General features: G+C 37.9%; 39 protein-coding genes. 29 read left to right on the top strand and 10 right to left on the bottom strand.

Going from position 1 to position 22,656, the window contains the following annotated elements; genetic code table 11:
* Positions 1–71: 71 nt before the first annotated feature.
* From PF272_RS06170 to PF272_RS06115, 13 genes are all read left to right on the top strand, one after another.
* The gene (locus PF272_RS06170) at positions 72–884 is read left to right on the top strand and encodes a GPO family capsid scaffolding protein (protein ID WP_271142064.1); all 813 of its coding nucleotides are present in this window, start codon (positions 72–74) and stop codon (positions 882–884) included.
* A 15-nt stretch (positions 885–899) separates the two neighbouring features.
* Positions 900–1,943, top strand: coding sequence for a phage major capsid protein, P2 family (locus PF272_RS06165; protein WP_271142063.1), 1,044 nt, complete (start codon positions 900–902; stop codon positions 1,941–1,943).
* Positions 1,943–2,602 carry a phage terminase small subunit gene (gene gpM / locus PF272_RS06160; RefSeq protein ID WP_065236498.1) on the top strand — a complete coding sequence of 220 codons (660 nt, stop codon included), beginning with the start codon at positions 1,943–1,945 and terminating at the stop codon, positions 2,600–2,602. The genes PF272_RS06165 and gpM overlap by 1 nt, the downstream gene beginning before the upstream one ends.
* A gap of 92 nt (positions 2,603–2,694) precedes the next feature.
* Positions 2,695–3,210 (top strand): head completion/stabilization protein, encoded by a 516-nt coding sequence (locus PF272_RS06155; RefSeq protein WP_271142062.1) that lies wholly within the window; start codon positions 2,695–2,697, stop codon positions 3,208–3,210.
* Positions 3,207–3,416, top strand: a complete 210-nt coding sequence (locus PF272_RS06150) for a tail protein X (protein WP_271142061.1) — start codon at positions 3,207–3,209, stop codon at positions 3,414–3,416. The genes PF272_RS06155 and PF272_RS06150 overlap by 4 nt, the downstream gene beginning before the upstream one ends.
* A 2-nt stretch (positions 3,417–3,418) precedes the next feature.
* A complete protein-coding gene (locus PF272_RS06145) occupies positions 3,419–3,604 on the top strand; it encodes a phage holin (protein WP_271142060.1) in 186 nt (61 codons plus the stop codon).
* Positions 3,585–4,097: a lysozyme gene (locus PF272_RS06140; protein WP_271142059.1), complete on the top strand. Its 513-nt coding sequence runs from the start codon at positions 3,585–3,587 to the stop codon at positions 4,095–4,097. The genes PF272_RS06145 and PF272_RS06140 overlap by 20 nt, the downstream gene beginning before the upstream one ends.
* Complete coding sequence (locus tag PF272_RS06135) at positions 4,085–4,420, top strand: hypothetical protein (protein ID WP_271142058.1); 336 nt, start codon at positions 4,085–4,087, stop codon at positions 4,418–4,420. Before PF272_RS06140 ends, PF272_RS06135 begins: the two co-directional genes overlap by 13 nt.
* Positions 4,338–4,574: an Rz1-like lysis system protein LysC gene (lysC, locus tag PF272_RS12985; RefSeq protein ID WP_413789431.1), complete on the top strand. Its 237-nt coding sequence runs from the start codon at positions 4,338–4,340 to the stop codon at positions 4,572–4,574. Before PF272_RS06135 ends, lysC begins: the two co-directional genes overlap by 83 nt.
* 8 nt (positions 4,575–4,582) lie before the next feature.
* Complete coding sequence (locus PF272_RS06130) at positions 4,583–4,840, top strand: hypothetical protein (protein ID WP_271142057.1); 258 nt, start codon at positions 4,583–4,585, stop codon at positions 4,838–4,840.
* A complete protein-coding gene (locus PF272_RS06125) occupies positions 4,837–5,052 on the top strand; it encodes a TraR/DksA C4-type zinc finger protein (RefSeq protein ID WP_271142084.1) in 216 nt (71 codons plus the stop codon). The genes PF272_RS06130 and PF272_RS06125 overlap by 4 nt, the downstream gene beginning before the upstream one ends.
* Positions 5,049–5,528: a phage tail protein gene (locus PF272_RS06120; RefSeq protein WP_271142056.1), complete on the top strand. Its 480-nt coding sequence runs from the start codon at positions 5,049–5,051 to the stop codon at positions 5,526–5,528. The genes PF272_RS06125 and PF272_RS06120 overlap by 4 nt, the downstream gene beginning before the upstream one ends.
* Positions 5,521–5,976 (top strand): phage virion morphogenesis protein, encoded by a 456-nt coding sequence (locus PF272_RS06115; RefSeq protein ID WP_271142055.1) that lies wholly within the window; start codon positions 5,521–5,523, stop codon positions 5,974–5,976. The genes PF272_RS06120 and PF272_RS06115 overlap by 8 nt, the downstream gene beginning before the upstream one ends.
* Here PF272_RS06115 and PF272_RS06110 read toward each other — a convergent pair.
* From PF272_RS06110 to PF272_RS06100, 3 genes are all read right to left on the bottom strand, one after another.
* A complete protein-coding gene (locus PF272_RS06110) occupies positions 5,973–6,230 on the bottom strand; it encodes a hypothetical protein (RefSeq protein WP_271142054.1) in 258 nt (85 codons plus the stop codon). The two genes, PF272_RS06115 and PF272_RS06110, sit on opposite strands and share 4 nt — an antisense overlap.
* A gap of 5 nt (positions 6,231–6,235) precedes the next feature.
* Positions 6,236–6,517: a hypothetical protein gene (locus PF272_RS06105; RefSeq protein WP_271142053.1), complete on the bottom strand. Its 282-nt coding sequence runs from the start codon at positions 6,515–6,517 to the stop codon at positions 6,236–6,238.
* A 114-nt stretch (positions 6,518–6,631) separates the two neighbouring features.
* Positions 6,632–6,868, bottom strand: coding sequence for a hypothetical protein (locus tag PF272_RS06100; protein WP_271142052.1), 237 nt, complete (start codon positions 6,866–6,868; stop codon positions 6,632–6,634).
* Between the two features lie 68 nt (positions 6,869–6,936).
* On the opposite strand from PF272_RS06100, the gene PF272_RS06095 reads away from it, so the two are divergent.
* The 8 genes from PF272_RS06095 (at position 6,937) to PF272_RS06060 (ending at position 14,795) form a co-directional block, all read left to right on the top strand.
* Positions 6,937–9,735 (top strand): tape measure protein, encoded by a 2,799-nt coding sequence (locus tag PF272_RS06095; protein WP_271142051.1) that lies wholly within the window; start codon positions 6,937–6,939, stop codon positions 9,733–9,735.
* Between the two features lie 64 nt (positions 9,736–9,799).
* Positions 9,800–10,078 carry a type II toxin-antitoxin system RelE/ParE family toxin gene (locus tag PF272_RS06090; RefSeq protein WP_271142050.1) on the top strand — a complete coding sequence of 93 codons (279 nt, stop codon included), beginning with the start codon at positions 9,800–9,802 and terminating at the stop codon, positions 10,076–10,078.
* Positions 10,079–10,087: 9 nt separating this feature from the next.
* Complete coding sequence (locus tag PF272_RS06085) at positions 10,088–10,414, top strand: HigA family addiction module antitoxin (protein ID WP_271142049.1); 327 nt, start codon at positions 10,088–10,090, stop codon at positions 10,412–10,414.
* Positions 10,415–10,533: 119 nt separating this feature from the next.
* Complete coding sequence (locus PF272_RS06080) at positions 10,534–11,073, top strand: phage baseplate assembly protein V (RefSeq protein ID WP_271142048.1); 540 nt, start codon at positions 10,534–10,536, stop codon at positions 11,071–11,073.
* On the top strand, positions 11,073–11,405 hold the full coding sequence (locus PF272_RS06075; protein ID WP_271142047.1) for a GPW/gp25 family protein: 333 nt from the start codon (positions 11,073–11,075) through the stop codon (positions 11,403–11,405). The genes PF272_RS06080 and PF272_RS06075 overlap by 1 nt, the downstream gene beginning before the upstream one ends.
* Entirely contained in the window at positions 11,402–12,316 is a 915-nt protein-coding gene (locus PF272_RS06070; protein WP_271142046.1) for a baseplate assembly protein, read from the top strand. The genes PF272_RS06075 and PF272_RS06070 overlap by 4 nt, the downstream gene beginning before the upstream one ends.
* The gene (locus PF272_RS06065) at positions 12,309–12,845 is read left to right on the top strand and encodes a phage tail protein I (RefSeq protein WP_271142045.1); all 537 of its coding nucleotides are present in this window, start codon (positions 12,309–12,311) and stop codon (positions 12,843–12,845) included. The genes PF272_RS06070 and PF272_RS06065 overlap by 8 nt, the downstream gene beginning before the upstream one ends.
* 3 nt (positions 12,846–12,848) lie before the next feature.
* On the top strand, positions 12,849–14,795 hold the full coding sequence (locus tag PF272_RS06060) for a phage tail-collar fiber domain-containing protein (RefSeq protein WP_271142044.1): 1,947 nt from the start codon (positions 12,849–12,851) through the stop codon (positions 14,793–14,795).
* An 18-nt stretch (positions 14,796–14,813) separates the two neighbouring features.
* Here the strand turns inward: PF272_RS06060 and PF272_RS06055 are convergent, their stop codons facing one another.
* Entirely contained in the window at positions 14,814–15,065 is a 252-nt protein-coding gene (locus tag PF272_RS06055) for a hypothetical protein (protein WP_271142043.1), read from the bottom strand.
* Between the two features lie 233 nt (positions 15,066–15,298).
* On the opposite strand from PF272_RS06055, the gene PF272_RS06050 reads away from it, so the two are divergent.
* The 8 genes from PF272_RS06050 (at position 15,299) to PF272_RS06015 (ending at position 20,139) form a co-directional block, all read left to right on the top strand.
* Positions 15,299–16,498 (top strand): phage tail sheath protein, encoded by a 1,200-nt coding sequence (locus PF272_RS06050; protein WP_271142042.1) that lies wholly within the window; start codon positions 15,299–15,301, stop codon positions 16,496–16,498.
* Positions 16,499–16,510: 12 nt separating this feature from the next.
* Entirely contained in the window at positions 16,511–17,017 is a 507-nt protein-coding gene (locus PF272_RS06045; protein ID WP_271142041.1) for a phage major tail tube protein, read from the top strand.
* A gap of 62 nt (positions 17,018–17,079) precedes the next feature.
* Positions 17,080–17,379 carry a phage tail assembly protein gene (locus PF272_RS06040; protein ID WP_271142040.1) on the top strand — a complete coding sequence of 100 codons (300 nt, stop codon included), beginning with the start codon at positions 17,080–17,082 and terminating at the stop codon, positions 17,377–17,379.
* Positions 17,380–17,384: 5 nt separating this feature from the next.
* Entirely contained in the window at positions 17,385–17,522 is a 138-nt protein-coding gene (locus PF272_RS06035; RefSeq protein ID WP_413789430.1) for a GpE family phage tail protein, read from the top strand.
* Complete coding sequence (locus tag PF272_RS06030; RefSeq protein ID WP_271142039.1) at positions 17,519–18,109, top strand: DUF4376 domain-containing protein; 591 nt, start codon at positions 17,519–17,521, stop codon at positions 18,107–18,109. The genes PF272_RS06035 and PF272_RS06030 overlap by 4 nt, the downstream gene beginning before the upstream one ends.
* Positions 18,096–18,563 carry a hypothetical protein gene (locus PF272_RS06025; RefSeq protein ID WP_271142038.1) on the top strand — a complete coding sequence of 156 codons (468 nt, stop codon included), beginning with the start codon at positions 18,096–18,098 and terminating at the stop codon, positions 18,561–18,563. The genes PF272_RS06030 and PF272_RS06025 overlap by 14 nt, the downstream gene beginning before the upstream one ends.
* Before the next feature lie 2 nt (positions 18,564–18,565).
* The gene (locus PF272_RS06020) at positions 18,566–19,003 is read left to right on the top strand and encodes a phage tail protein (RefSeq protein WP_271142037.1); all 438 of its coding nucleotides are present in this window, start codon (positions 18,566–18,568) and stop codon (positions 19,001–19,003) included.
* Entirely contained in the window at positions 19,000–20,139 is a 1,140-nt protein-coding gene (locus PF272_RS06015) for a phage late control D family protein (protein ID WP_271142036.1), read from the top strand. Before PF272_RS06020 ends, PF272_RS06015 begins: the two co-directional genes overlap by 4 nt.
* 4 nt (positions 20,140–20,143) lie before the next feature.
* Here PF272_RS06015 and PF272_RS06010 read toward each other — a convergent pair whose 3' ends face one another.
* The 6 genes from PF272_RS06010 to PF272_RS05985 all read right to left on the bottom strand — a co-directional run bounded on the left by PF272_RS06010 (position 20,144) and on the right by PF272_RS05985 (position 22,624).
* Positions 20,144–20,680: a hypothetical protein gene (locus tag PF272_RS06010; RefSeq protein WP_271142035.1), complete on the bottom strand. Its 537-nt coding sequence runs from the start codon at positions 20,678–20,680 to the stop codon at positions 20,144–20,146.
* Positions 20,681–20,793: 113 nt separating this feature from the next.
* On the bottom strand, positions 20,794–20,952 hold the full coding sequence (locus PF272_RS06005; RefSeq protein ID WP_271142034.1) for a hypothetical protein: 159 nt from the start codon (positions 20,950–20,952) through the stop codon (positions 20,794–20,796).
* A 5-nt stretch (positions 20,953–20,957) separates the two neighbouring features.
* Positions 20,958–21,164, bottom strand: coding sequence for an excalibur calcium-binding domain-containing protein (locus PF272_RS06000; RefSeq protein ID WP_271142033.1), 207 nt, complete (start codon positions 21,162–21,164; stop codon positions 20,958–20,960).
* Between the two features lie 22 nt (positions 21,165–21,186).
* Positions 21,187–21,516, bottom strand: a complete 330-nt coding sequence (locus PF272_RS05995) for a hypothetical protein (protein ID WP_271142032.1) — start codon at positions 21,514–21,516, stop codon at positions 21,187–21,189.
* 18 nt (positions 21,517–21,534) lie between these two features.
* Positions 21,535–21,921: a hypothetical protein gene (locus PF272_RS05990; protein WP_271142031.1), complete on the bottom strand. Its 387-nt coding sequence runs from the start codon at positions 21,919–21,921 to the stop codon at positions 21,535–21,537.
* A gap of 1 nt (position 21,922) precedes the next feature.
* Complete coding sequence (locus PF272_RS05985) at positions 21,923–22,624, bottom strand: XRE family transcriptional regulator (protein ID WP_271142030.1); 702 nt, start codon at positions 22,622–22,624, stop codon at positions 21,923–21,925.
* Between the last annotated feature and the right edge of the window lie 32 nt (positions 22,625–22,656).

Genomic DNA, 22,656 nt, shown 5'->3' with positions numbered 1-22,656 from the left:
ATAACAAAAATAGAAAAATATTTTTAAGCGTTCAATATTGTTGGCAATGTTAAATACGGAGCAAAAAAACTATGTCAACAAAATCTAAGTGGTTTGTCGTTGCGACTGAGGGTGCAACCGCAGACGGGCGTAATATCGAACGCCAATGGTTGGAAGAAATGGCGTCTAACTATGATCCAAAGCTTTACGGAGCAAGAGTAAACCTTGAGCATTTCAAGGGAATTTTTCCTGACGGCGACTTTAAACGCCTTGGCGATGTGTTAGCGTTAAAAACTGAAGAGCGTGACGGAAAGCTCCGTTTATTAGCACAAATTGAACCGACAAAAGACTTAATCGAAATGGTAAAAAATAAACAAAAAGTTTATACCTCGATTGAAGTCAACCCAAATTTTGCTGATTTAAACAGTGCTTATCTTGTTGGGCTTGCTGTTACTGATGACCCAGCAAGCTTAGGCACAGAAATGCTCACATTTTCCGCACAAGCGAAACAAAATCCATTAGCCCACCGCAAACAAGATAAAGATAACCTCTTTAGTGAAGCGATAGAATTTACGCTAGAACTTGAAGAGCAAGAAAAAGAAAGTTTGTTAGATAAACTCAAAGCAATGTTTATAACAAAAACAAACTCACAGCAAACAGAACAACAACTCTACAAAATGCTAGAAGATGTTGGCACGTTATTAACTGAACAAATTAAGCAAGTTCAAGAAGAAAACGAAAATCTTACACAACAACTCAACGAATTAAGCACTGCGAACATCGAGTTAACGCAACAATTACAAGCGTTAGAACAAAAAATCACTACTCTAGAAAAAGAACCCGTTGAATTTAATCGCCCAGTAATTACGGGTGCAGAAAAATCAATGATTGAAACAGATTGCTAATTTAAGGAACGCACAATGAAAAATACTACAAAACAACAATATAATGCTTACGTTGCTCGTATTGCTCAACTTAATGGAATTACTGAAAAAGATGTCGCAGAGGGATTTTCTGTTGAGCCAACACCAGAGCAAAAATTGTTTGAAAAAGTGCTGTTAAGTTCCGAATTTTTGCAAAAAGTCAATTCCGTCAATGTTGATGAAATGACCGGAGAATTAATCGGCTTGTCAGTTGCGAATATTATCGCTAGCACTACCGACACCAATGCTAAAGATCGTGAAACAAAAGATATTGCAAAATTAGACTCTCGCAAATATTTCTGCGAACAAGTCAATTTTGACACTCACATCACTTACCAACGCTTAGATCAATGGGCTAAATTCCCTGATTTCCAACAAAAATTAGCCAATCAGACCCAACGCACCATTGCACTTAATATCATTATGATGGCATTAAACGGCACGAGCCGTTCGGCAACATCAAACCCGAACAGCAATACTCTGCTACAAGATGTTAAAAAAGGTTGGTTGCAACAACTCCGTGAAGATATGCCAACGCACGTGATGAACGGATCAACCACTGAAAATAAAATCAAAGTCGGTAAAGGACAAGGAACAGGGGCAAACGCAGGTAAAGGTTATGAAAATCTTGATGCACTTGTATTAGACGCAACGAACAATTTAATTAGTGAAGTGTATGCCGATGATACCGAATTAGTTGCAATTTGTGGCCGAGAAATCCTGAATGATAAATATTTCCAAATGGTCAACAAAACTACTGAGCCGACCGAGGAATTAGCGGGACAAATCATTATGTCACAAAAACAAATCGGCGGCTTGAAAGCAATTCGAGTTCCATACTTCCCCGCTAATGCGATTTTGATTACTCGCTTAGATAATCTATCTGTTTATTATCAAACTCAATCGCTCCGCCGTGCGATTATCAACAATCCGAAGCGTAATCGCATTGAAGATTACATCTCGAAAAACATTGATTTCAAGATTGAAGACTACGATTGTGCCGCATTGATCGAAAATATTACTTTTGAGGACGCAGCATAATGAAAAGATTATCACCCGCTCAACGCCATGTGCAGCATATTGCTGCACAATTGCAGGGCGAACAACAAGATCTGGCACACCTTAGCGAGTACGACAAGATGTTGTACTTGCTCGCACGTCATAAAAAAGATTTAAGCAATATCCAATCAAAAGAAGCCAAGGCGGAATACAAACGCAAAATCTTGCCCGACTATCTCGATTGGATTAACGGCGTCATGCAAGCTGGCACTGGTCGCCAAGATGATGTGTTAATGATGTGGCTTATTTGGGCAACGGATTGTGGCGAATATGAATTAGCGTTAAAAATCGGTGAATATGCGCTCTTCCACGACCTCACATTGCCAGAGGGATTTAACCGCACCACAGCGACCGCAATCGCAGAAGAATTTGCCGACGCTGCCAATAAAGCAATGACCTTAAACAAAGCGTTTGATCTGGGGTTGTTACAAAAAGCTAATGACATCACTCAAAATAGCGATATGCCAGATGAAAGCCGTGCGCGATTGCTGAAAGAATTGGGATTGCAACAAAAAGAAAGTAACCCAGAACAGGCATTAATCAATTTAACTCGTGCTTTATCACTTAATCAAAATGTCGGAGTTAAAGGCGAAATTAAAGCCTTACGCAAAAAATTAAATTTAACCGAAGAAACCGAATAGCAAGAATGCGACCACGCAACGCACGGGGCGGATGAAAAAGCCTCTTCGAGGTGATTAAGTAATCCTCACCCCGTTTTTTAAGGAGTAACAAAATGGCAGATCTTACGATTACTATGTACCAAGATGATGATCTTGCTATGCCAGCAGTACAAAAAAACGTGGAGCAATCGCAACCCTCAAACGACATCATCAATAACGATCCATTTTATCCAAACATTGAACTAACACTATTACGCAACGCAATGCGAATTGATAGCAATGTGCCAAACGAACGTCTAAAAGAAGCAGCATTGCACGCCGTGCTAGACGTGAATACGGAGCTAGAAGCATTTAAAGCTAAACAACTCGAAGCTAACGTTACTACACTTGCAAACATTAAAGGCGTAATGATTGATAACCAAAATCAACAAACCTATTACTACTTACGTGCCGTTTATTGCTTAGCGGTAGCAACACTGTATGAACGTTATGCAAGTTACGATCTCACTAACGACGGCGAAAAACGCATGATGATGTTAGAAGAAAGTATCGGCGATTTACGGCGAGATGCGCGCTTTGCAATTCGTGCAATACTCGGCAAACCAAAAATCACAGCGACATTACTATGAAAGTGTTTGCAATACAAAATGACAACTTAGATACCATCATTTACCGATACTTTGGGCGTGTTGATGGGTTACTTGAACCAACGCTGGCACTAAATCCACATCTAACAGACAACGCAATAATTGAAATGGGAACGGAAGTCAATTTGCCAGATTATGAAACGATTAAACAAGGAAAAACGATTCAATCCGTGAATCTATGGGACTAAATATGAAAGATTCAACGACTTACGCATATTGGGGTGCAGTCCTCTCTTTTTTTAGCGGCTTATCTATCAACGAATGGGCATCGCTCATTGGGATTGGGCTTGGTATCGCCACATTTTTAATTAACTGGTATTTCAAGAGCGAAGAATTAAAACTAAAGAAACAACATCATGATGAAGATAGTCATTAAATATTGCAGCGTAACAGCAGTTATCGCCATTGTATTAAGCCAGTTTGCTAATGAAATAAAAACATCACAAAAAGGTTTAGAGTTAATTGGCAATGCAGAGGGCTGTGTGCAACAACCTTACCAATGCCCAAATGATGTTTTGACTGTCGGCATAGGCTCAACCGAAGCAAGCGGACAAGTAATAGAACAACGTAAATACAGCTTGCAAGAAATCGCAGAACGCTGGGTCAGTGATATAAAAATCGCTGAACAATGTGTGAATCAATTTGCGAACGGAAAAGCAATGCCGCAAGGTGCATTTGACGCTTTAACGTCTATTACGTTTAACGTTGGCTGCACAAAACTACAAAATTCAACGTTATTTAAGATGGCTCGCCAAGGCTACACGCCAGCAATGTGCGATCAGTTTGCCCGTTGGGTCTATATTGCTGGGCAAAAATCAAACGGCTTAATCCAACGCCGAAACAAGGAGCGTGCGTTATGCCTAAACTAACTACCCTAATTGAAATCGTTTTGTTATTTGTTTTTGTAATGTTAGCGACCATAAGCAGCACGCTTTACGACAAAACAAAGCGACAACATCAAACAATCAGCGACCTTACTCAACAATTACAACAAACAACACAACAAATTGAACAATTTAAGAAATCACAACAGCGCCTGTTGGGATTACTGGAACAACAACAGCAACAAGCAACGAAACAAAAGCAACAAATTAACGAGGTGTTACAACATGAAAACAATAAAAACTGGCGTGATCAGCCTGTGCCTGATGACATTAGCCGCCTGCTCAACACCGAAAAAGCCAACAACTAATCATCTGATTTGCCCACAAAGCAATCAATGCCAAACACCAAACGTACAAATTAAAACTAATGGCGATCTAGTAACAACATTAGCAGACGCATTAAATACGATTGAAATCTGCAAAATTGAAAAACAATCATTAATCAATTGCCTTAATCAATAGGAAATAAAATGGCATTACTGAAATACTACACAAAAAAAGAATTACTCTCCGAAGGCTTTACACATTATGGGAAATTATTCGGTATTCCTGTCTATATAGGTGAGATTGATGGCATTGCCCCGACAATTGCAACGGCTAATTTTATTCCAGAATTTATCTTGTATATAGCACAAAGCATTTATTTTAATCTTGAATCATTAATGAATATAAACAACCCCGCATATGAACCGTACTTTAGGATTAGAGTTGAAGGAAAAATTGAATAATGGATCAAATTGATAGAGCGAACGAATTAGCACAATTAGAACGTGACTACAACTTGCAACAACGACAACAAAAAACAGTAAGACAAAGTTTAACGCACTGTATCGATTGTGAGGAACCTATCCCAGAAAATAGAAGAAGGTTACAGGGCGTGACACGTTGCATTGACTGTCAAACTATTTACGAACAGCAACAGAAGCAATATCGCAAATGAAAAAACCAGCACAACTAAGAGAAGTGATTGAAAAAGCCTATCCGTATTTACGTAATAATCCAGACAGGCTACAAGTATTTATTGATGACGGGCATATTATCGCGACAAATGCAGAATCATTAAGTTATGAATATCAATATACCATAAATATTATCATTACTGATTTTGATAAAGATGTGGCGATCATTATCGTGCCGCTGCTCGCCTACTTACGCAAAAATCAGAATGAGCTATTTGACAATCCAGCAAAACGCCCAGATGCAATCGCCTTTGAAACTGATTTGATTAATAAAACTACCCAAGATTTATCACTCAAAATCAAATTAACCGAACGCGTAAAAGTTGAACAAACCGAAAAAGGCACAGAAATCACTTATCTACCAGAGCCAATCGCAGCGAATGAAACACTTGAGCGATTAGAGCTCTATATCAAAGATGAATTTATTACCTCGACCGACGGTGAGCATCATGGATAACGTTGATGAATTAACCAATAAATTAAGCACTTTAATCGCTAATTTATCACCGCAAGCTAGACGTCATCTCGCAAAAAATATCGGGCAGAAAATCGCACAATCACAACGCCAACGCATTACTAATCAACAAAATCCAGATGGCACAAGTTTTATTCCGCGTAAAAAATTAAGAAAAAAGAAAGGTCGGATTAGACGACAAAAAATGTTTGTAAAATTAAAAATGGCACGTTACTTAAAAGCAAAAAGTACAGCCAATCAAGTTACTGTCGGATTTAGTGGATCTGCAGCAAATATTGCTGCTGTGCATCAACTGGGTAAACGTGGTGTCGTGAATGAGAAACGTAATATCTCAACACAATACGCAAAGCGGGAATTATTAGGGTTTACGGAACAAGATAAATCATTAGTAGAAGAGTTAATTATTCAGGGGTTAGGCTGGAACAATTAAGGCTTTTTACGGCTGAAAAAATAGATTAAGCCGCAAATACATAACAAAATGAAAGTTGCTGTTTCACCAATCCAGCCAGCCAAAACTCCAATGCCAATCAGAATACAGACAAGAATAAATAAAGGAATCGCAATCGCAACAACGAGAGGCAATAAATAAACTGCTGCTGCAATCATCGCAAAAGTCGCAGTAAAAGCAAATGCTAATGAAAAACCGACACCGATAAGTAAAAGGACAAAATAAATTAGCTCCATAATGATTACCTTTTAGCATTGGTAAAAATAGCTTCAGTGACGATAGGGATAAACAAAAGAGATAACGCTGCTTGCCATAAAGAGTCATTAATAAAATTGTAATAGATAAAAGGCGAGGCAAGCATTAAAGGGGTTAATAACGCTTGTACTTTCTCTTTACGTGTTACAGCAAATTCATATTGATCTTTTGTACCTAAAACAATACCGAATAAAAGACCAAGTGGCACAAAAACGACACAAAAAATGACTATAAGAATCCAGAAGAAAATTAATAAGATGCTGAACATAATTCAATTTCTCCTTAATCGTTTTATTACATTATTGATAGTAATATTAATGATGTCAACCAAAACAGGGTAAAACTATGAGCAATCTCAATTTAAAAATTATAAGGATTAATTTTAACTTGTTGCTTTACATCTTCTCTGGAAAAGGTGGGCTAAATAACAATAAAAAATAAGCGCAACTAAACCTAGAAAGACATTAATGTCAAATAACCAAAGGATAGAAGCAATCATTAACAAATAAAGAAAAATGAAAGGAACAGCAAGAACTAGACCTGTGGCAAAAGGTAACATCACCATTGTCAAGGCTAGCAGACTAATAAAAAAGATAGATATTAAAATTAGGCTGACCATAATTAACTCCTTGTTTAAGCCATTATCAAACTAAACTGAAAATATTGTCAATTAAAAAGTAGGTTTTTATGAACAATTTACAACTTACCGTTTTATTAAATGCGATTGATAAAATTTCTGCACCTCTTAAAAGTGCAGAAAAAGCCAGTCAGAAATTAGCAACTGCACTTAAAGAAAGCAAAGATAGCCTCAAATCATTAGAAAAAGTTCAAGGACAAATTAATGGTTTCCAACGGCTTAAAGCGAATATTGATAACAGTACAAAAAGCATTCAGAAATACAATGAAAAAATTACCTCTTTACAAGGAAAACACGAAAAACTCAAAAGCGGTCGCGATAACTTAATTGTCAGTATTAAAGAGAAAAAGCGAGAATTACAACAAATCTTTGATGCACAAAATACACTAAGCAAAGGTGGGCTAGGTAATAGTAGTGAGTACGTTAAACTTAGCACACAAGCAATGTTTGCCAACCAAGCCATTAATCGACTAGAACAAGAGTTACAAAAACAGAAAAACGCCCTTAGTGCTAGCAAACAAGCCATTAATGCCGAAAAATCCGCATTAAAAGCCAGTCGCCATGAAAAGGCATTGCAATTAGTAGAATTACGTCGTTTACAACAAAAGCTGAAAGAAAGCGGAGTCAATGTTAAGAGATTAGGAACAGAAGAACTCATTACAAAAAACAAAATCAGCCAAGCAACCAAAGAAATCGACAAACAGAAAAAAGCATTAGAACGATTAAATAAAACCAAAGCCGCACAGCAGAAATATCAACAACGAGTAGCAATGTTAAAAAGCGGCAGTGAACGTCTTGCTAATTTTGGACAACGCTCAATGGTAATGGGGGCTGGGTTAGTTGGTGCTGGTTATGCTGCTGGAAGTGGTGTCGTAGGTATGGCAAAAACAGCAGCTCAATTTGAACAATTTCAAACAGTGCTAGAAACAACAGAAGGCAGCCAAAGCAAAGCTAAACAAAGTATGGATTGGATCAGTGATTTTGCTACTAAAACCCCATATGAGTTAGGCGAAGTAACAGAAAGTTTTGTACGATTAAGGGCTTACGGAATGGATCCAACTAATGGTTTATTAAAAACATTAGGCGATACATCTTCTGCAATGGGAAAACCTATTATGCAAGCGGTAGAAGCGATTGCTGATGCAGTTACAGGAGAAAATGAGCGATTAAAAGAATTTGGTATTAAAGGAAATGCTATTAAAGGAACAAATTTTATTGAGTATGAATATACAGACCGCAACGGTAAACAACGAACAGCAAAAGTTAATAAGAATAACCGTAAACAAATCGAGGAAACTTTAAAAAGAATTTGGAATGAAAAATACGCCGATGCAATGGAAAAACAATCAAAAACATTGATTGGTATTTGGTCTAACTTACAAGATCAATGGGTTAGATTCCAGAATATGATAATGCAATCTGGAGCATTTGATGTTTTAAAAGGGAAACTAAAAAACGTTCTAGATGCTGTTGATCAAATGGCACAAAATGGAGAGCTAGAAAAATGGGCAAATGATGTTGGAAAAGGAATTTCTACAATCGTTGAAGGTATGTGGGAAGTTATTGTTATTGTGGCGAAAGTAACAAAATCTATTGGACAATGGGTAACAAATAATAAAGATCTTGTTGTTAGTTTAATAAAATGGGGTGGTACTTTAGGAGCTTCGTTAATTGTTGTTGGGGCTTTAAGTAATTTGCTAAGTTTTATGCTTTATCCAATCGCAAGAATGGGGTTAGGATTTCTAAAAGTTGGCGGAATAGTGCTTTCATTAGGTGGTAAATTCTTAGGATTAATTAGGGCAATTTCTTTATTTGCAATGACGAATCCTATTATTCTTGCTATTGTAGCAGTGATTGCAACATTAGCAGCCATTGGCTACCTTATTTATAAAAACTGGGGACCAATCAAGAACTTTTTTGTGAAAATTTGGACAAACATCAAAGCCGCGTTCGACGGTGGAATTGGTGAAATTGGAAAGCTTATTGTGAATTGGTCACCCATCGGGCTATTTTACAAAGCTTTAGCTAAAGTAATGTCATATTTTGGGATAGAACTGCCGGATAATTTTGTGCAATTTGGCACAAATATTGTAACTTCACTCAAAAAAGGTATTGAAGATAAATTCAGTGCAGTTACCAATTTCATTAAAGAAAAAGTCGATTGGATTAAACAAAAACTCGGCTTCTCCACCGAGGCAGAAACAAAAATTAATGAAATTAAAGAAAAAGCAGAACAAGAATCGCTACAAAAAGCAGTACAACAATTCCATGGTGGTACCAATATTTTAATGGATGAAGCTATGCGAGGGGTATTAACACAACAAAAAGCAACAGGCGGCTATACTGGTAGCGGTGGCAAATATGATCCTGCAGGCATTGTGCATCGTGGCGAGTTTGTCTTTAATAAAGAAGCGACTTCCCGTCTAGGCACTGGCTTTTTATCAACGCTACACAGAGCAAAAACCGCCAAAGCAGGAATGGTTGCTGCAGGATTAGCAAGTAGCGTGGCTTTTGCTCAACCACAAGTTGCACTACCGCAGCCACAAGTTGCACTACCACAACCACAAGTTGCACTACCACAACCAACTGTGCTACCGCAACCACAAGTCGCATTACCGCGGCCAATTGTACTATCACAACCAAGTCTAAAAATTGATGAACGAAAAAATAAGATCAATGATCATAAGTATCAACATGATCAAAAAGCCACTAATTTACAAGTGTCAATAAATATCAATGTGCAAAACGGCAATCCAGAAGCAATCGCGGCAGCGGTAAGAAAAGAAATTGAGTCTATACAACGACAACAACAAGCAAAAAATCGTAGTTTATTGTCAGATAGAGATTAAAAGTGTTGCGTTTAATAACGAATAACGTTATCATACCATCAATTAATAACGAGGAGCGTTAATAATGATATTAAGTTTTCGCTGCAAAGAAACAGAACAATTTTTTAATGGAAAAAGGATAAAAAGGTTTATCACTTTTGAACGTGTTGCAATGAGAAAATTACAACAACTTAATGCAGCGACAGACTTAGCTTTTTTACGTATTCCACCAGCTAATCATTTGGAAGCTTTAAAAGGTGATAGAGTCGGTCAATATAGTATCAGAATTAACGATCAGTGGCGTATCTGCTTTGTCTGGCAAAATGGACACGCTGCTAACGTTGAGATTGTGGATTATCATTAAGGAGGCAATATGAAAGATCGTGAAGTGCCACTAGTGCATCCGGGTGAAATATTATTAGAAGATTGGCTAATCCCACTAAACATTAGTCAATATGCGCTGGCTAAAGCTATTAATGTGCCGCCGCGTAGAATTAATGAAATTGTGCAAGGTAAACGCAGTATTACTGCTGATACTGCATTACGTTTAGCCGCGTTTTTTAGCACAGACGCACAAAGCTGGCTAAACTTACAAACACATTACGATGCACAAATCACAGAAGAAAAAATTGCTATTGCGCTTGCTGAAATTAAACCGTTTAATCAAGCAAGCACACAAACGCAACACATTACCCAATAATTAATCAATCAAACCAAAAAGGAAAGTGAACAAACTTTCCTTTTTTTATCTATTTGTGATAGCCAATCTCACAATCTTATCAGCTCGCCTACCCTCTTTATCCTCTCAATAATAGCGGTATGAATATCGCAGACATCATTCGCCGACTTGAAAGCTTAATCAAGATTGGCGTTATCCACGCCGTGGATTATCAACAAGCAAGAGCAAGGGTGCAATCGGGACAAATAATTAGTGACTGGTTGCCATTTTTAACCTTGCGTGCAGGAACAACCATCACTTGGTCACCGCCAACCGTCGGCGAACAATGCTTATTGCTTGCGCCGAGCGGCGAACTCAATACAGGCGTGGTTATTACTGGTATCTATTTAAAAAATCAATCTCCGAGCAATAGTCCTGATGAACACGTTATCAAATTCGCTGATAACGCCGTCATCAAATACAACCAAAAAACGCACGCTTTAACCGCAAGCGGTATTGCAACAGCACAGATTGAAGCAAGTCAATCTGTTACCGCTGATACCCCGCAAGTCAACTGTACCGGCAATGTACACATCAACGGAACTGTGACAGTTGATGGTGATGTAGTCGCGTCAGGCATTAGCCTAGTTAAGCACATTCACCCAGGAGATAGCGGTGGAAAAACAGGGGAACCGCAATAATGAACAAAAGTAACGGCACACAAATCACCGATGAAATAGCACATATTAAACAGTCTGTTACCGATATTTTAATTACGGCCGTTGGCTCAAGAATTCAACGGCGTGAATACGGCAGTTATCTCTATCAACTTATCGATCGTCCGTTAAGTCAAGCGCTAATGCTGCAAATGTCTGCGGCTTGCATTATTGCAATAAAGCAATGGGAGCCGCGTATCGACATAAAAGCATTTAAGGTCTATCTGCAAGATCAAAAATTTGTCGCAGATCTAAGTGGCGTACTTAAACGTAATCAACAAAACATCAACTATCAAAAAATAGGCTTAACGTTATGAGTGCATTAATTGATTTATCCAAGATACCGCAGCCAGATTTCCTAGAAGCATTAAATTTTGAAGCGATCTTTGAAGCAAGGAAACAAGCATTTATTACATTATACGACAAGCAAGAAGACAAAGATTTTTGGTTACAACGATTGCAGTTAGAAAGCGAGCCAATCGTTAAGCTATTACAAGAAAATGCTTATCGAGAGTTATTGCTTAGACAACGTATTAATAACGGTGCATTAGCCGTATCACTGGCACACGCAACTGGTGCAGATCTTGATGCTATCGCCGCTAATTACAATGTAGCACGTTTAGTTATCCAACAAGCAGACAATACTGCCAATCCACCAATTCCTGAAATTTTAGAAGGCGATGAAGCATTACGCTATCGCGCTCAATTAGCATTTGATTCGATTAGCACCGCTGGCGCAAAGTCAAGTTATGAATATCACGCTTTATCGAGTGATGGACGTGTTGCGGATGTTGATGTTTACTCACCACAGCCATGTTATGTGACTGTGTCTGTTTTGTCATATAACGGCAACGGAACCGCAGAAGCAGATCTCTTAAATAAAGTTCGCATTGCATTAAATGATGAAAATGTGCGTCCTGTTGCTGACCGTGTCACCGTGCAATCGGTACAAATCCAAAATTATCAAATACAGGCGACACTATACACCTACAAGGGACCAGAGTCAGAACCGATTAAAGCCGAAGCATTAAAAAGAATTAATGAATTTGTTCGTCGACAATTAAGACTTGGTAAAGATATTAATATCTCTGCAATCCATGCGGCACTACACGTTGAAGGCGTACAACGCGTTGAAGTAACACAGCCAACACAAAACATTGTGCTAGCACATGACCAGGCTGGTTACTGTGAGTCCATCAATTTGGAGGTCACAGAATCAGATGACTAAAACACTGTTACCCGTTGGCTCAAGTCAGCTAGAACAAAAAGCAGCTCAAATTTGTGCATTAGCTGAGTATCTGGATGTGGACTATTCGATTTTGTGGAACGCAGACAAATGCCCAGAACCGTTACTCCCTTTCTTGGCATGGGCATTGTCTGTCGATTATTGGGAAGAAAGTTGGAATCAAGAAAAGAAACGCGAAGTCATTCGTAATGCATTCAGAACGCACAAGTACAAAGGCACAATATCAGCAATCAAGCGTGCTATTGAGCCGTTTGGCTATATCACCGATTTGACGGAATGGTTTGAAGAAACTCCCGCAGCACAAGCGGGAACATTTAGATTATCGATTGAAGTGCCCGCATCAGGATTAACTGAAAAGCTAAATAAAGAATTACTACGCTTAATTGATAACACAAAACCAGTATCACGCACACTACGACAACTCATTATCACATTAACAAACATCTGCGACACAAACGTAGCAAGTACTATCACATCAGGAACAATAACAGAAATCTATCCGCGAGACTAAAATATGGAAAAACAATATTACTCTATTTTAACCGCACAAGGTGAATTAGATATTGCACAAGCAATATCTGACGCTGGTACTATAAAAATAAAAAAAATCGCAATTGGAGATGGGAATGGTGCAATTGTTGTACCGAAAAGAACTCAAACTAAGCTAGTCAATGAAGTATATCGTAACACAGTAACATCTGTCGCTGCAGATACAAAAAATCCACAAAATGTAGTTGTTGAACTAAACATACCACCAGATGTTGGGGGATGGTATATCAGAGAATTAGGCGTGTATAACGATAGAGATCAATTAATTGCTGTCGGAAACTACCCTGAAACATATAAACCGATCTTAGCTAGCGGAAGCGGTCAATCATTGTTGATTAGACTTATCTTGAAAGTGCAATCAGTAGATAACGTTGAATTAACTGTTGATAGCACAACTGTTTATGCAACTAGACTTGAAGTGAAACCAAAAGGGATCACTGAAAATACAACAAATGCTGTTGATATGACAGGTCATACACATGCAATAGATAAAGCAACAACATCTCAAGCCGGTATCGTGCAGCTTACAAGCGCTTTAGATAGTGACAGCGAAACTTTAAGTTTAACCGCAAAAGCGGGTAAAGCCTTAAAAGCATTAATTGACGCTATTACTCGAAATCTGAGTAATTACATCCCAAATAGTAAAAAATCAAATGCAGTCAACAGTACTAGCAGTGACACAGTAGCAACAAGCTATGCAGCTAAAACAGCATATGACAAAGGTGTCGAAGCGTTGAACCTCGCCAATAGAAAGCAATCACCAGCTACTACTCTTGCCGGATACGGAATTAAGGATTTTGTTGTTAGAAATATCGGTACTGATGAAAACCTTAACGATATAAGAACAGCGGGTATCTACACACAAAGTAATTCCACACGAGCAACACTAGATAAAAACTATCCAGAGACTCAAGCAGGGTCATTAGAGGTGATTAATTCAGGAGGTCTTTTACAACGATACACGTGCTTGCACAATAAGCACGTTTATTTACGCAAATACAATGGAGAAAATACCAAATCTTGGACGCAGTGGACAAGAATTGATGCGATAGATAAGCTAGATTTATATACTGGCGGCACAGTAAACGGTGATGTAACAATTAGCGCTGGTAATAAGCTGTACGCTCGTAAAATCTCATCAACATCAAACGGCGCAGACTATCTTGATTATTGTTCGACCAGTGGGCATATATTTTATAACAACTCTACGGCCTCAAACAAAATATTGACACTATCAAACGGAAAAGTAGGTGTCATAGGCGATTTAAACATAAACAGTAATATGCTGATGTTTAACGACGGAATGCCGGGAGGCGACCTTAGCTCAGCAAAAAACTCAAAAAATGCTGATGGTATCTGGGCTGACGACGAAAATAACATATTCCATTTTCAGTTCAACTCACCATATAAAACAGACGGTGGCAGTGGAAAAGCTAAGTTAGAAGCGGCTGATTTTCAGATAGACGATACAAAGTCATTTAGTAATATTGTATCAGCTATATCTGCTCTATTAGCCGGTAATATTGCTGGATTAAAAAGCATTGCAAATTTATTGGGGCAAAATGGAAATAACCCGCTTGGTATTAGATATGATTTTGCAAATCCAAACGCTTGGTGGATAAGCTTAGGACCACTTTATGGCGGGCTAATTATCCAAGGGGGATTGTTTGTTCATTATTTTAATTATATAGACAATCAAACATGGTCTGTAACTCAAGTATCACTTCCCATTAAATATGGTACTAAAAATCTATTTTGTAATGGTGAATTTACATTTGGAACAATGCAATACGAACTAACAAAAACTCAAGAAGATTATTCGCTAGGAGGTTTTAATTTTATTGCTTATACAGATAACCCATCACTATTAAAGAATGGGGGTAAAGTTGCTTGGATCAGTCTTGGTATCTAGCCAAGGGCTAGGCACTGTTTATACACAAAATGCAATAAAAAATTGATAATCTGATGGTCTTGACCAGTCTTTTTTATTTAATAAGCAAATTTGAGTTTTATTGTTGGCTTTCTCTATACCCCAAGCAACAATGCTTTCTGGAGCTCCCATTACTTCTGTTCCGCCTTCAACTTGATACGGGATAGCAGCAAATACTTTATTAACGGTTATTGCTAGTGTAGCGTAACAAATTGGTTTATCTCCTAAATAGCTTCCCCCTTGGGTTTGCATCGTAACCAACTGTTTTTCGGGCTAAATAAGGTCTGTGTCTATTTCCACTTAATTTAATTACGCTGCCATAGCCGTTTGGTAATCTCATAATTTTTCTCCTATTTTTTTAGTATCTAACTTACAAGCTCTGTAATGTGATAAGTCATTTCACAGGTTTATTAGATAGCATATAAATTAGCTGACGATCACAATAGCAATATCTCTTCATTATCAACAACAAACAGGGATTTGCTATGTCCGAAGAATACCTACACGGGGTCAGAGTCAACGAGATTACTGAGGGCGTTCGCTCAATTCAGATGGTATCTACTGCTATCATTGGGCTAGTCGCCACTGCATCAGATGCTGACGATGATACTTTTCCGCTAAATAAAGCTGTATTACTTACCAACCCACAAGCCTATATTGCAAAAGCTGGCACGAAAGGCACGCTAGCAAGATCGTTAGATGGCATTGCTGATATTGTTAACTGTAAAGTGATTGTTGTGCGTGTGCCAGAATCAACGCACGATGAATCAACAGAAGCAGAAGAGTACAAATCAGAAATGAACGCCAATATTATCGGTACAACAGATGAAAACGGTAATTACACTGGCATGAAAGCGTTGCTCACGGCGTCGGTCAAATACGGCATTAAACCACGTATTTTATGCGTACCAAAACACGACACCAAAGAAGTAGCGATTGAATTGGCTGCCTTGGCGGCAAAAATGAACGCATTTGCTTATCTCTCTTGTTACGGCTGTAACACCAAAGAGCAAGTTTTAACTTACCGTAAAAACTTCGCACAGCGTGAAGTGATGTTAATTTTCGGTGATTTTATTTCGTTCAATCCATTAACATTAAAAAATGAAGTGGATTATGCAGTAGTACGTGCTGCAGCAGTGCGTGCTTATTTAGACAAAGAGCAAGGCTGGCATACATCTATTTCTAACAAGGCAATTAACGGCGTGTCTGGCGTTACCAAAGAAATTTATTTTGATATTAACGACAGCTCAACAGACGTTAATTTCTTGAATGAAAAAGGGATTACTTGTTGTATCAATTATAACGGCTTCCGCTTCTGGGGCTTGCGTACTTGTTCTGATGAGCCGAAATTTAAATTTGAGGTTTACACCCGCACGGCACAAGTGCTGAAAGATACAATTGCACAATCCTTTGACTGGGCAATGGATAAAGATATGTCGGTTACGTTAGTGAAAGACATTATCGAGGGCATCAAAGCAAAATGGCGTGATCTTACAAATAAAGGCATGTTGATGGGCGGTAATGCTTGGATTACTGCAGATCTAAATTCGAAAGAAAATCTATCAGACGGTAAGTTAATTATTGATTATGACTATACACCTGTACCGCCACTAGAACAGTTGCAATTTAATCAACGCTTTACCGATTCTTATCTTGTTGATTTTGTTAGTCGAGTAAATTCATAAGGAGCGTAACAAATGGCAATGCCGAGAAAACTAAAATATATGAATATGTTTATTGATGGTAATAACTATCGAGGACAAGTTACCGAAGTTACGCAACCCAAGCTGGCAATTAAATCTGAAGAGTATCGTTCCGGCGGAATGATTGGTGCGGTTGACGTTGATCTTGGTTTAGAAAAGCTGGAAGCGGAAATCAAGATGGGCGGTTATATGACAGAGTTATTTCGTCAATTTGGCAAAAATATCTCAGACGTGCAATTACGTTTTACTGGCGCATATCAGCAGGATGATAGCGGCGAGGTAACGCCGATTGAAATTGTAATGCACGGGCGTTTTACCGAAATTGATCCGGGCAATAGTAAGGCTGGCGATGATACGGAACAAACATTTAAAGCCTCATTAACCTATTACAAGCTCATTGAAAATAGTCGTGATGTCGTTGAAATAGATATGCTGAATATGATCTATGTTGTTGATGGTGACGATAAACTCGCCGACCACCGAGCGGCAATCGGAATCTAATTTTTACACCACCCTACGCCCCGCAAAGGGGCTTTTCTCAATTACAACTTAAGGATTAAAAAATGACTAAAGTAAAAACAGATAATCAAAAAACAGTAACATTAACTGCAGGTATTCGTCGTGGCGAAAACACAATTACAGACATTGTGATTAATAAGCCAAATGTCTTTGCGTTAAAGGGATTGAAATTAGTTGATGTGTTAAATGTTGATGTTGACGCAATTACGAAGTTATTACCTCGCGTTACCTCGCCAGCGTTAACAGAAGTGGAAATTAAATCGCTTGATATTGTTGATTTTACAGAATTAGCGACAAGCGTTATCACTTTTTTTATCAAACCGGATCAACTCGAAACGGCGTGATTTTAGTGCCGCAGACCGTTGATGATGCGATTGCAGATATTGCAACGGTCTTTCACTGGCAACCGACTGCATTTAATGAAATGTATTTAGATGAATTAATGTCATGGCGTGAAAAAGCAATCGAACGTAGTCAATCAGAATGAGAAACGATTATTTAATTATTATCAATCCAGAAACTGGAAAACGCGAAACATCATATGTGATTGGGGTTACTGCACCAAATTATGATGAAGCTAAACAAATGGCGCGGGAACAATACCCGAACTGTCTGTATTTTGAAGATGACGGCACATTACAACAGCAACTTGTTAACCAGAATAAATTATATATTGATGGGCAAGTTGTTGATGCGCCTCCCGTCATTATTCCGATTGAACAGCGGCAAGATGCGGTTTGGGAAAGGATTAAAGCGGAGCGCTATAAAAGGACGCATAGCGGCGTTTATGTTGCTAGCGTCGATAAGTGGTTTCACACAAACGAGCCAAGTCGGCAACAGTACACATTTATGCGGACGTTACCGGTTTTCGAAGCATTAAATTGGAAAACAATGGACGGGACGTTTGTTGAAATGGATAAAACATTACTTGATAAGTTGTCATTAGCGATTTTGCAGATGGAACAAGCTAATTTTGCAAACGCAGAACAACACCGCATTGCGATGTTAGCAAGTGATGATCCAGGTGATTACGATTATTCGACAGGTTGGAGTGAGATTTATGCAGAGGAATAATATCTATATCGCTTTTTACAAAGGGCAAAAAACGGGAAAATCCTTATCCGCTATCTGGGCGAGGTTTTGCGATTGGTTAACGCGTAAAACAACGAAGGGGAAGTATTCGCACTGCGAAATTGTTTATCGCGCTAAGGAAGGCGATTATCATTGCTTCTCTGCTTCGGTGCGGGACGGCGGTGTACGTTATAAGCGAATGCAACTAGATTTAGAAAAATGGGATTTTGTGCCGATTGATTTAGATAAACGTTATTTAGATTATTTTTACAATGGAGTGAAAGGGCAAGATTATGACTGGCTTGGTGCGATTGGCGTTGTCTTGAAATGGCGACAATCTGCTAATAAGTGGTTTTGTTCAGAATTTTGTGCCGCGGCACTAGGTTTTAATCAAAGCTGGCGATTCTCACCTAATGATCTCTATATTGTCTGCAAAAGAATGGCGGAAGATTTATAGCAATGTTTCAAAATTTCGCACTTGCTTCACTTGGATTGTTCGTTTTTATGCAGCGAACAATCCCCTTTCAATCATTAAGCCGAGAATCATCTTGGCGGCACCCAACAAATAACGTTATTGGCTTAATGCCGAAAACTCAATTTATTGGCAAAGAAAGCGAAACTATCACCATTAGCGGGCGTTTAGCGCCAGAAGTTACGGGCGGAAGAGTTAGCATTAAACTGTTGGAACTTATGGCAGATTTGGGCGACGCTTACCCGTTGATTGATGGCGCAACGTTTGAGCTGATAGGTTATTTCGTGATTGAAAAAATTAGTGAAGAGCGGACAGAGTTATTCGGGGACGGTGCACCACGTTTAATTGATTTTAGTATGACATTAAAGCGTACAGATGATCCACTGTCTGTTAAACTCGTGCAAAAAGTGATGGATTACTTATGATTGATATTATTAGTGATCTCTTTAATAGCAATCATCGCAAACCCATTTTTAAGGTTGTTGTTACGTCAAAAGACGACAAAACGCAAAAAGATATTACGCACATTGTCAGCGAGCGTTTAATCTCGCTCACGCTTACCGATAATCGCGGCTTTGAGGCAGATCAACTTGATATTACATTAAGCGATCACGATAGTGAGCTAGTATTACCCAGTCGAGGGGCAACCATTAATTTAGCGATTGGTTTTAAAGATACAGGCTTAGTCGATAAAGGTAGTTATAAAGTTGACGAGATTGAGTTTAGTGGTCCACCTGATACGCTTGTTTTGCGAGCAAGGTCGGCAGATCTATTCGGCTCACTAACAACAAAGCAAGAGCGTTCATTCCATAAAATAAAAATTAAAGATTTAGTGGCACAGCTTGCTGCAGAAAACAAATTAAAACCACTCTGCGATAAAGAACTTGGTGAGCAAACTATCGAACACTTAGATCAGCAAAATGAAAGTACGATTAATTTACTCACGCGACTTGCGAAAGAATATGACGCTATCGCCACGGTGAAAAACGGTTATCTAATGTTCTTCTATGCTGGCGAAATGAAAACCGCTAACGGTAAGCCGTTGCCCTCAATCTTGATTACAAAACAATCGGGCGATAGTTATCGTTTTAATATTGCCGAGGGGGATAATTATAGTGCAGTGCGTGCTTATTATTACAATACAAATACAGGGGAAAAAGGCGAAGTGATTATTGATAAGCACTCCGAAATTCAACGCAAAAACATTATCACTAAAACGGGGAAAGTCAGTAAGAACAAACAAAAAGTATTAGTTCAGCATCAGCCAGTTGAAAGCGATGCTAATCAAATGAAAACGCTACGCCATACTTATGATTCAGAAAAGCGTGCGATCAATAGCGCTAAGGCAGCGTTTGATAAAATGAAGCGAGGCATTGCCAGTTTTTCGCTAACGCTTGCTTACGGCAGACCTGAATTAATCCCTGAAATGCCAGCGGTTTTAGCTGGCTTTAAGGGACAAATTGATAGTAGTAAATGGATTGTTACTCAAGTTACACATAATTTAAACGATAGCGGCTATACAAGTAATGTGGAGTTTGAGTTAAGTCCTAACAAGGAATAACATATTATTTTTCTAGTTTTTCAAAAATTTTATGCGAACGTATATCAAAAAATTGAGCTAATAAACGTTGATACCAAGAAATTTTTGAACATCTTTCTTTAGTAAATCCATCAGCAATTAACTGTTCATTATAACAAATCTGCTCAAGAACTATTAGTACTGCCGGCTCTTTGCTATCAAGTTCACGCATTTTAGCAGTAACATCATTGATTAACTTTTCAGATAATTCACTAGTTAATAGTAACGTCTGCAATTGAGAAAAATCATTAATAAAATCGCGATGATCCCGTGCTTTATCCCCAAAACCTATTACCAAGGCTAAACTAGAAGACACTGTAACTACAACGCCGAAAAGTGTTGCTGCTAACTGATATTCTTGAGTAATTGCGTAAATTATACTAGAACTAAAAACTACCCCAATAAAATTAACAAAGCGATTTAAACACTCAAAAAATTTACACCGTTTTGCGTTGTAACGAATTGAACGGTTAATATCGAATAATAGATCTCTTTTACTATTCTCTAATTCTATCTTGGTCATCTTTATCTTTCTCTTTATATGGACTTGGACGGTGACGGCTAGTATAGTCGTCACGCTCACAATAAAAGAAAGCGAAACCTTTTACATAATTGTTTAATATGTGATTTTGTTGATCACCTTTTATTATTGTTATCATCACATTTCTTTACCGTATTTTTATAATCAGTATCTTTCTTGTTGTAAGGAGATGGTCTGTGCTTGTAAGTTTCTAAAGATACTGAAATTTTTTGCTTAGAAGCTTCATTTATTCTTTTATTTAAATTTGTTGTCATTATTATTACCTACAAATACTCTCACACGGTACGCCGTCTTTATCGCGATCTAAACGCCCTACTCCGCATTGGTTAAGGTAAAACTTCGCTTCTTCGCATGATCGCATTTCTTTGCAATAACGTTTGCCGTCGTCGCAGCTATATTCTTGTTTTGCGGCTAATGCAGACTGGGTTAATAATAATGCACTGATGATAAGAAGTAATTTTTTCATATAGATACCATCTTTTATTTAATTAATTACATTGTGCTGTTCCAAGATTTACCCATTCACCAGTTTGTACAATTTTATCTATATCAACAACACGCACTAGAACACTTTTACCTTTAAAGCCATGTTCATAAAGCACTTGACAAACATATTCTGCATAGCCATCTCTACTAGAACCATCATCATGAACCCCGACTTTAAAAACATTATCGCTAGTCCAAACAGCATCAATAGCTGTCGGTTCTTGCTTACTAACAAAAATTTGTTTAACTTTATCTCTAGATTTATCTAAATTATCTGCTAATGCAGACTGGGTTAATAATAATGCACTGATGATAAGTAGTAGTTTTTTCATATGTTTCTCCCAAAATTATTATTTCTTAATCCATCCCATCATAGTGATTAACATTGCAGACATATCACTAACCTTTGTAGTTGCTGTTTCTTTACTTGCCTTTTTACCATTACAAGATGAACTATCTAAGCCTTTTACTAATTCTTCAGCCATTAATTTGAGTCCATCAATGTCATGTGTATTTAAGGCTTGCATAAGCTCATCTTGATATATTTTATTATTGTAGCCAACAGCTACTAAATCACCTGCTGTTGCTAACTTATTTTTATCACTAGCTTTACACCATTCTTTCATAGTAGATTGATGTAATGTTCCTTTTTCCTCGTACCACTCTTTAGCTTGTAAATTGGTAATATTGGCAGACAAAACTAATAGACTACTGATAATTAAAACTAGCTTTTTCATTTTAAAGCTCCTTTGCATTAATGGGTAAAACTCGAATAAACTTTCCGACAATTTTCGCGGTATTAAACAAGTCATCAGATATATCAAATGCAGGATAAAGTTTATTGTCGGAAATCGCTTTATAAACATTGGTAGGTAATCGCATTAAACGCTTGATATATAAATCACCGTTTAGCGAAAAAATATAAATTCCTTCAGTGTCATAATAATCAATTTTGGTATCTACAAAGACTAAATCACCTTTATTGATTGTTGGTGCCATGCTGTCAGTTGGCACCGTAATTAAATAAACATTGTCAGTAGATTTTTTGCCAACAATTTCAATCAAACCTTGTTTTGAAAAATAAATTGACTGAATAATATCTGGATAATCTTGATTAGTAATGCCATTTATTGCTGCTGCAGCTTGTACGTCTAGGCGGTCAATTTGGTAGGTATGCTCTTCATCTTCGTTATTACTAACCAATGATGTAATAGGCGAGATCGCTGTTGTTATTTCTCGACTTCCTTCGCCTGTTTTTAACCAGTGAGGGTTAACATTTAGTGCATTGGCTATTTCCACTATGTTCTTAGGATCTCTGGTCTCCCCTTTTACAATTTTCGCAATCGCAGGTTGACTAACATTAATCATTTTGGCAAGCGCATACATAGATATACCTTGTCTATTTAGCTCTTTTTCTAAACGTTCTGCCAAACTTTGCATAAATAATCTCCTCTATTTTTTGAATTATATAA

Source organism: Gallibacterium faecale (assembly GCF_027920745.1).
Lineage (GTDB): Bacteria > Pseudomonadota > Gammaproteobacteria > Enterobacterales > Pasteurellaceae > Gallibacterium > Gallibacterium faecale.
This window is presented reverse-complemented; position numbering and strand designations above follow the sequence as displayed.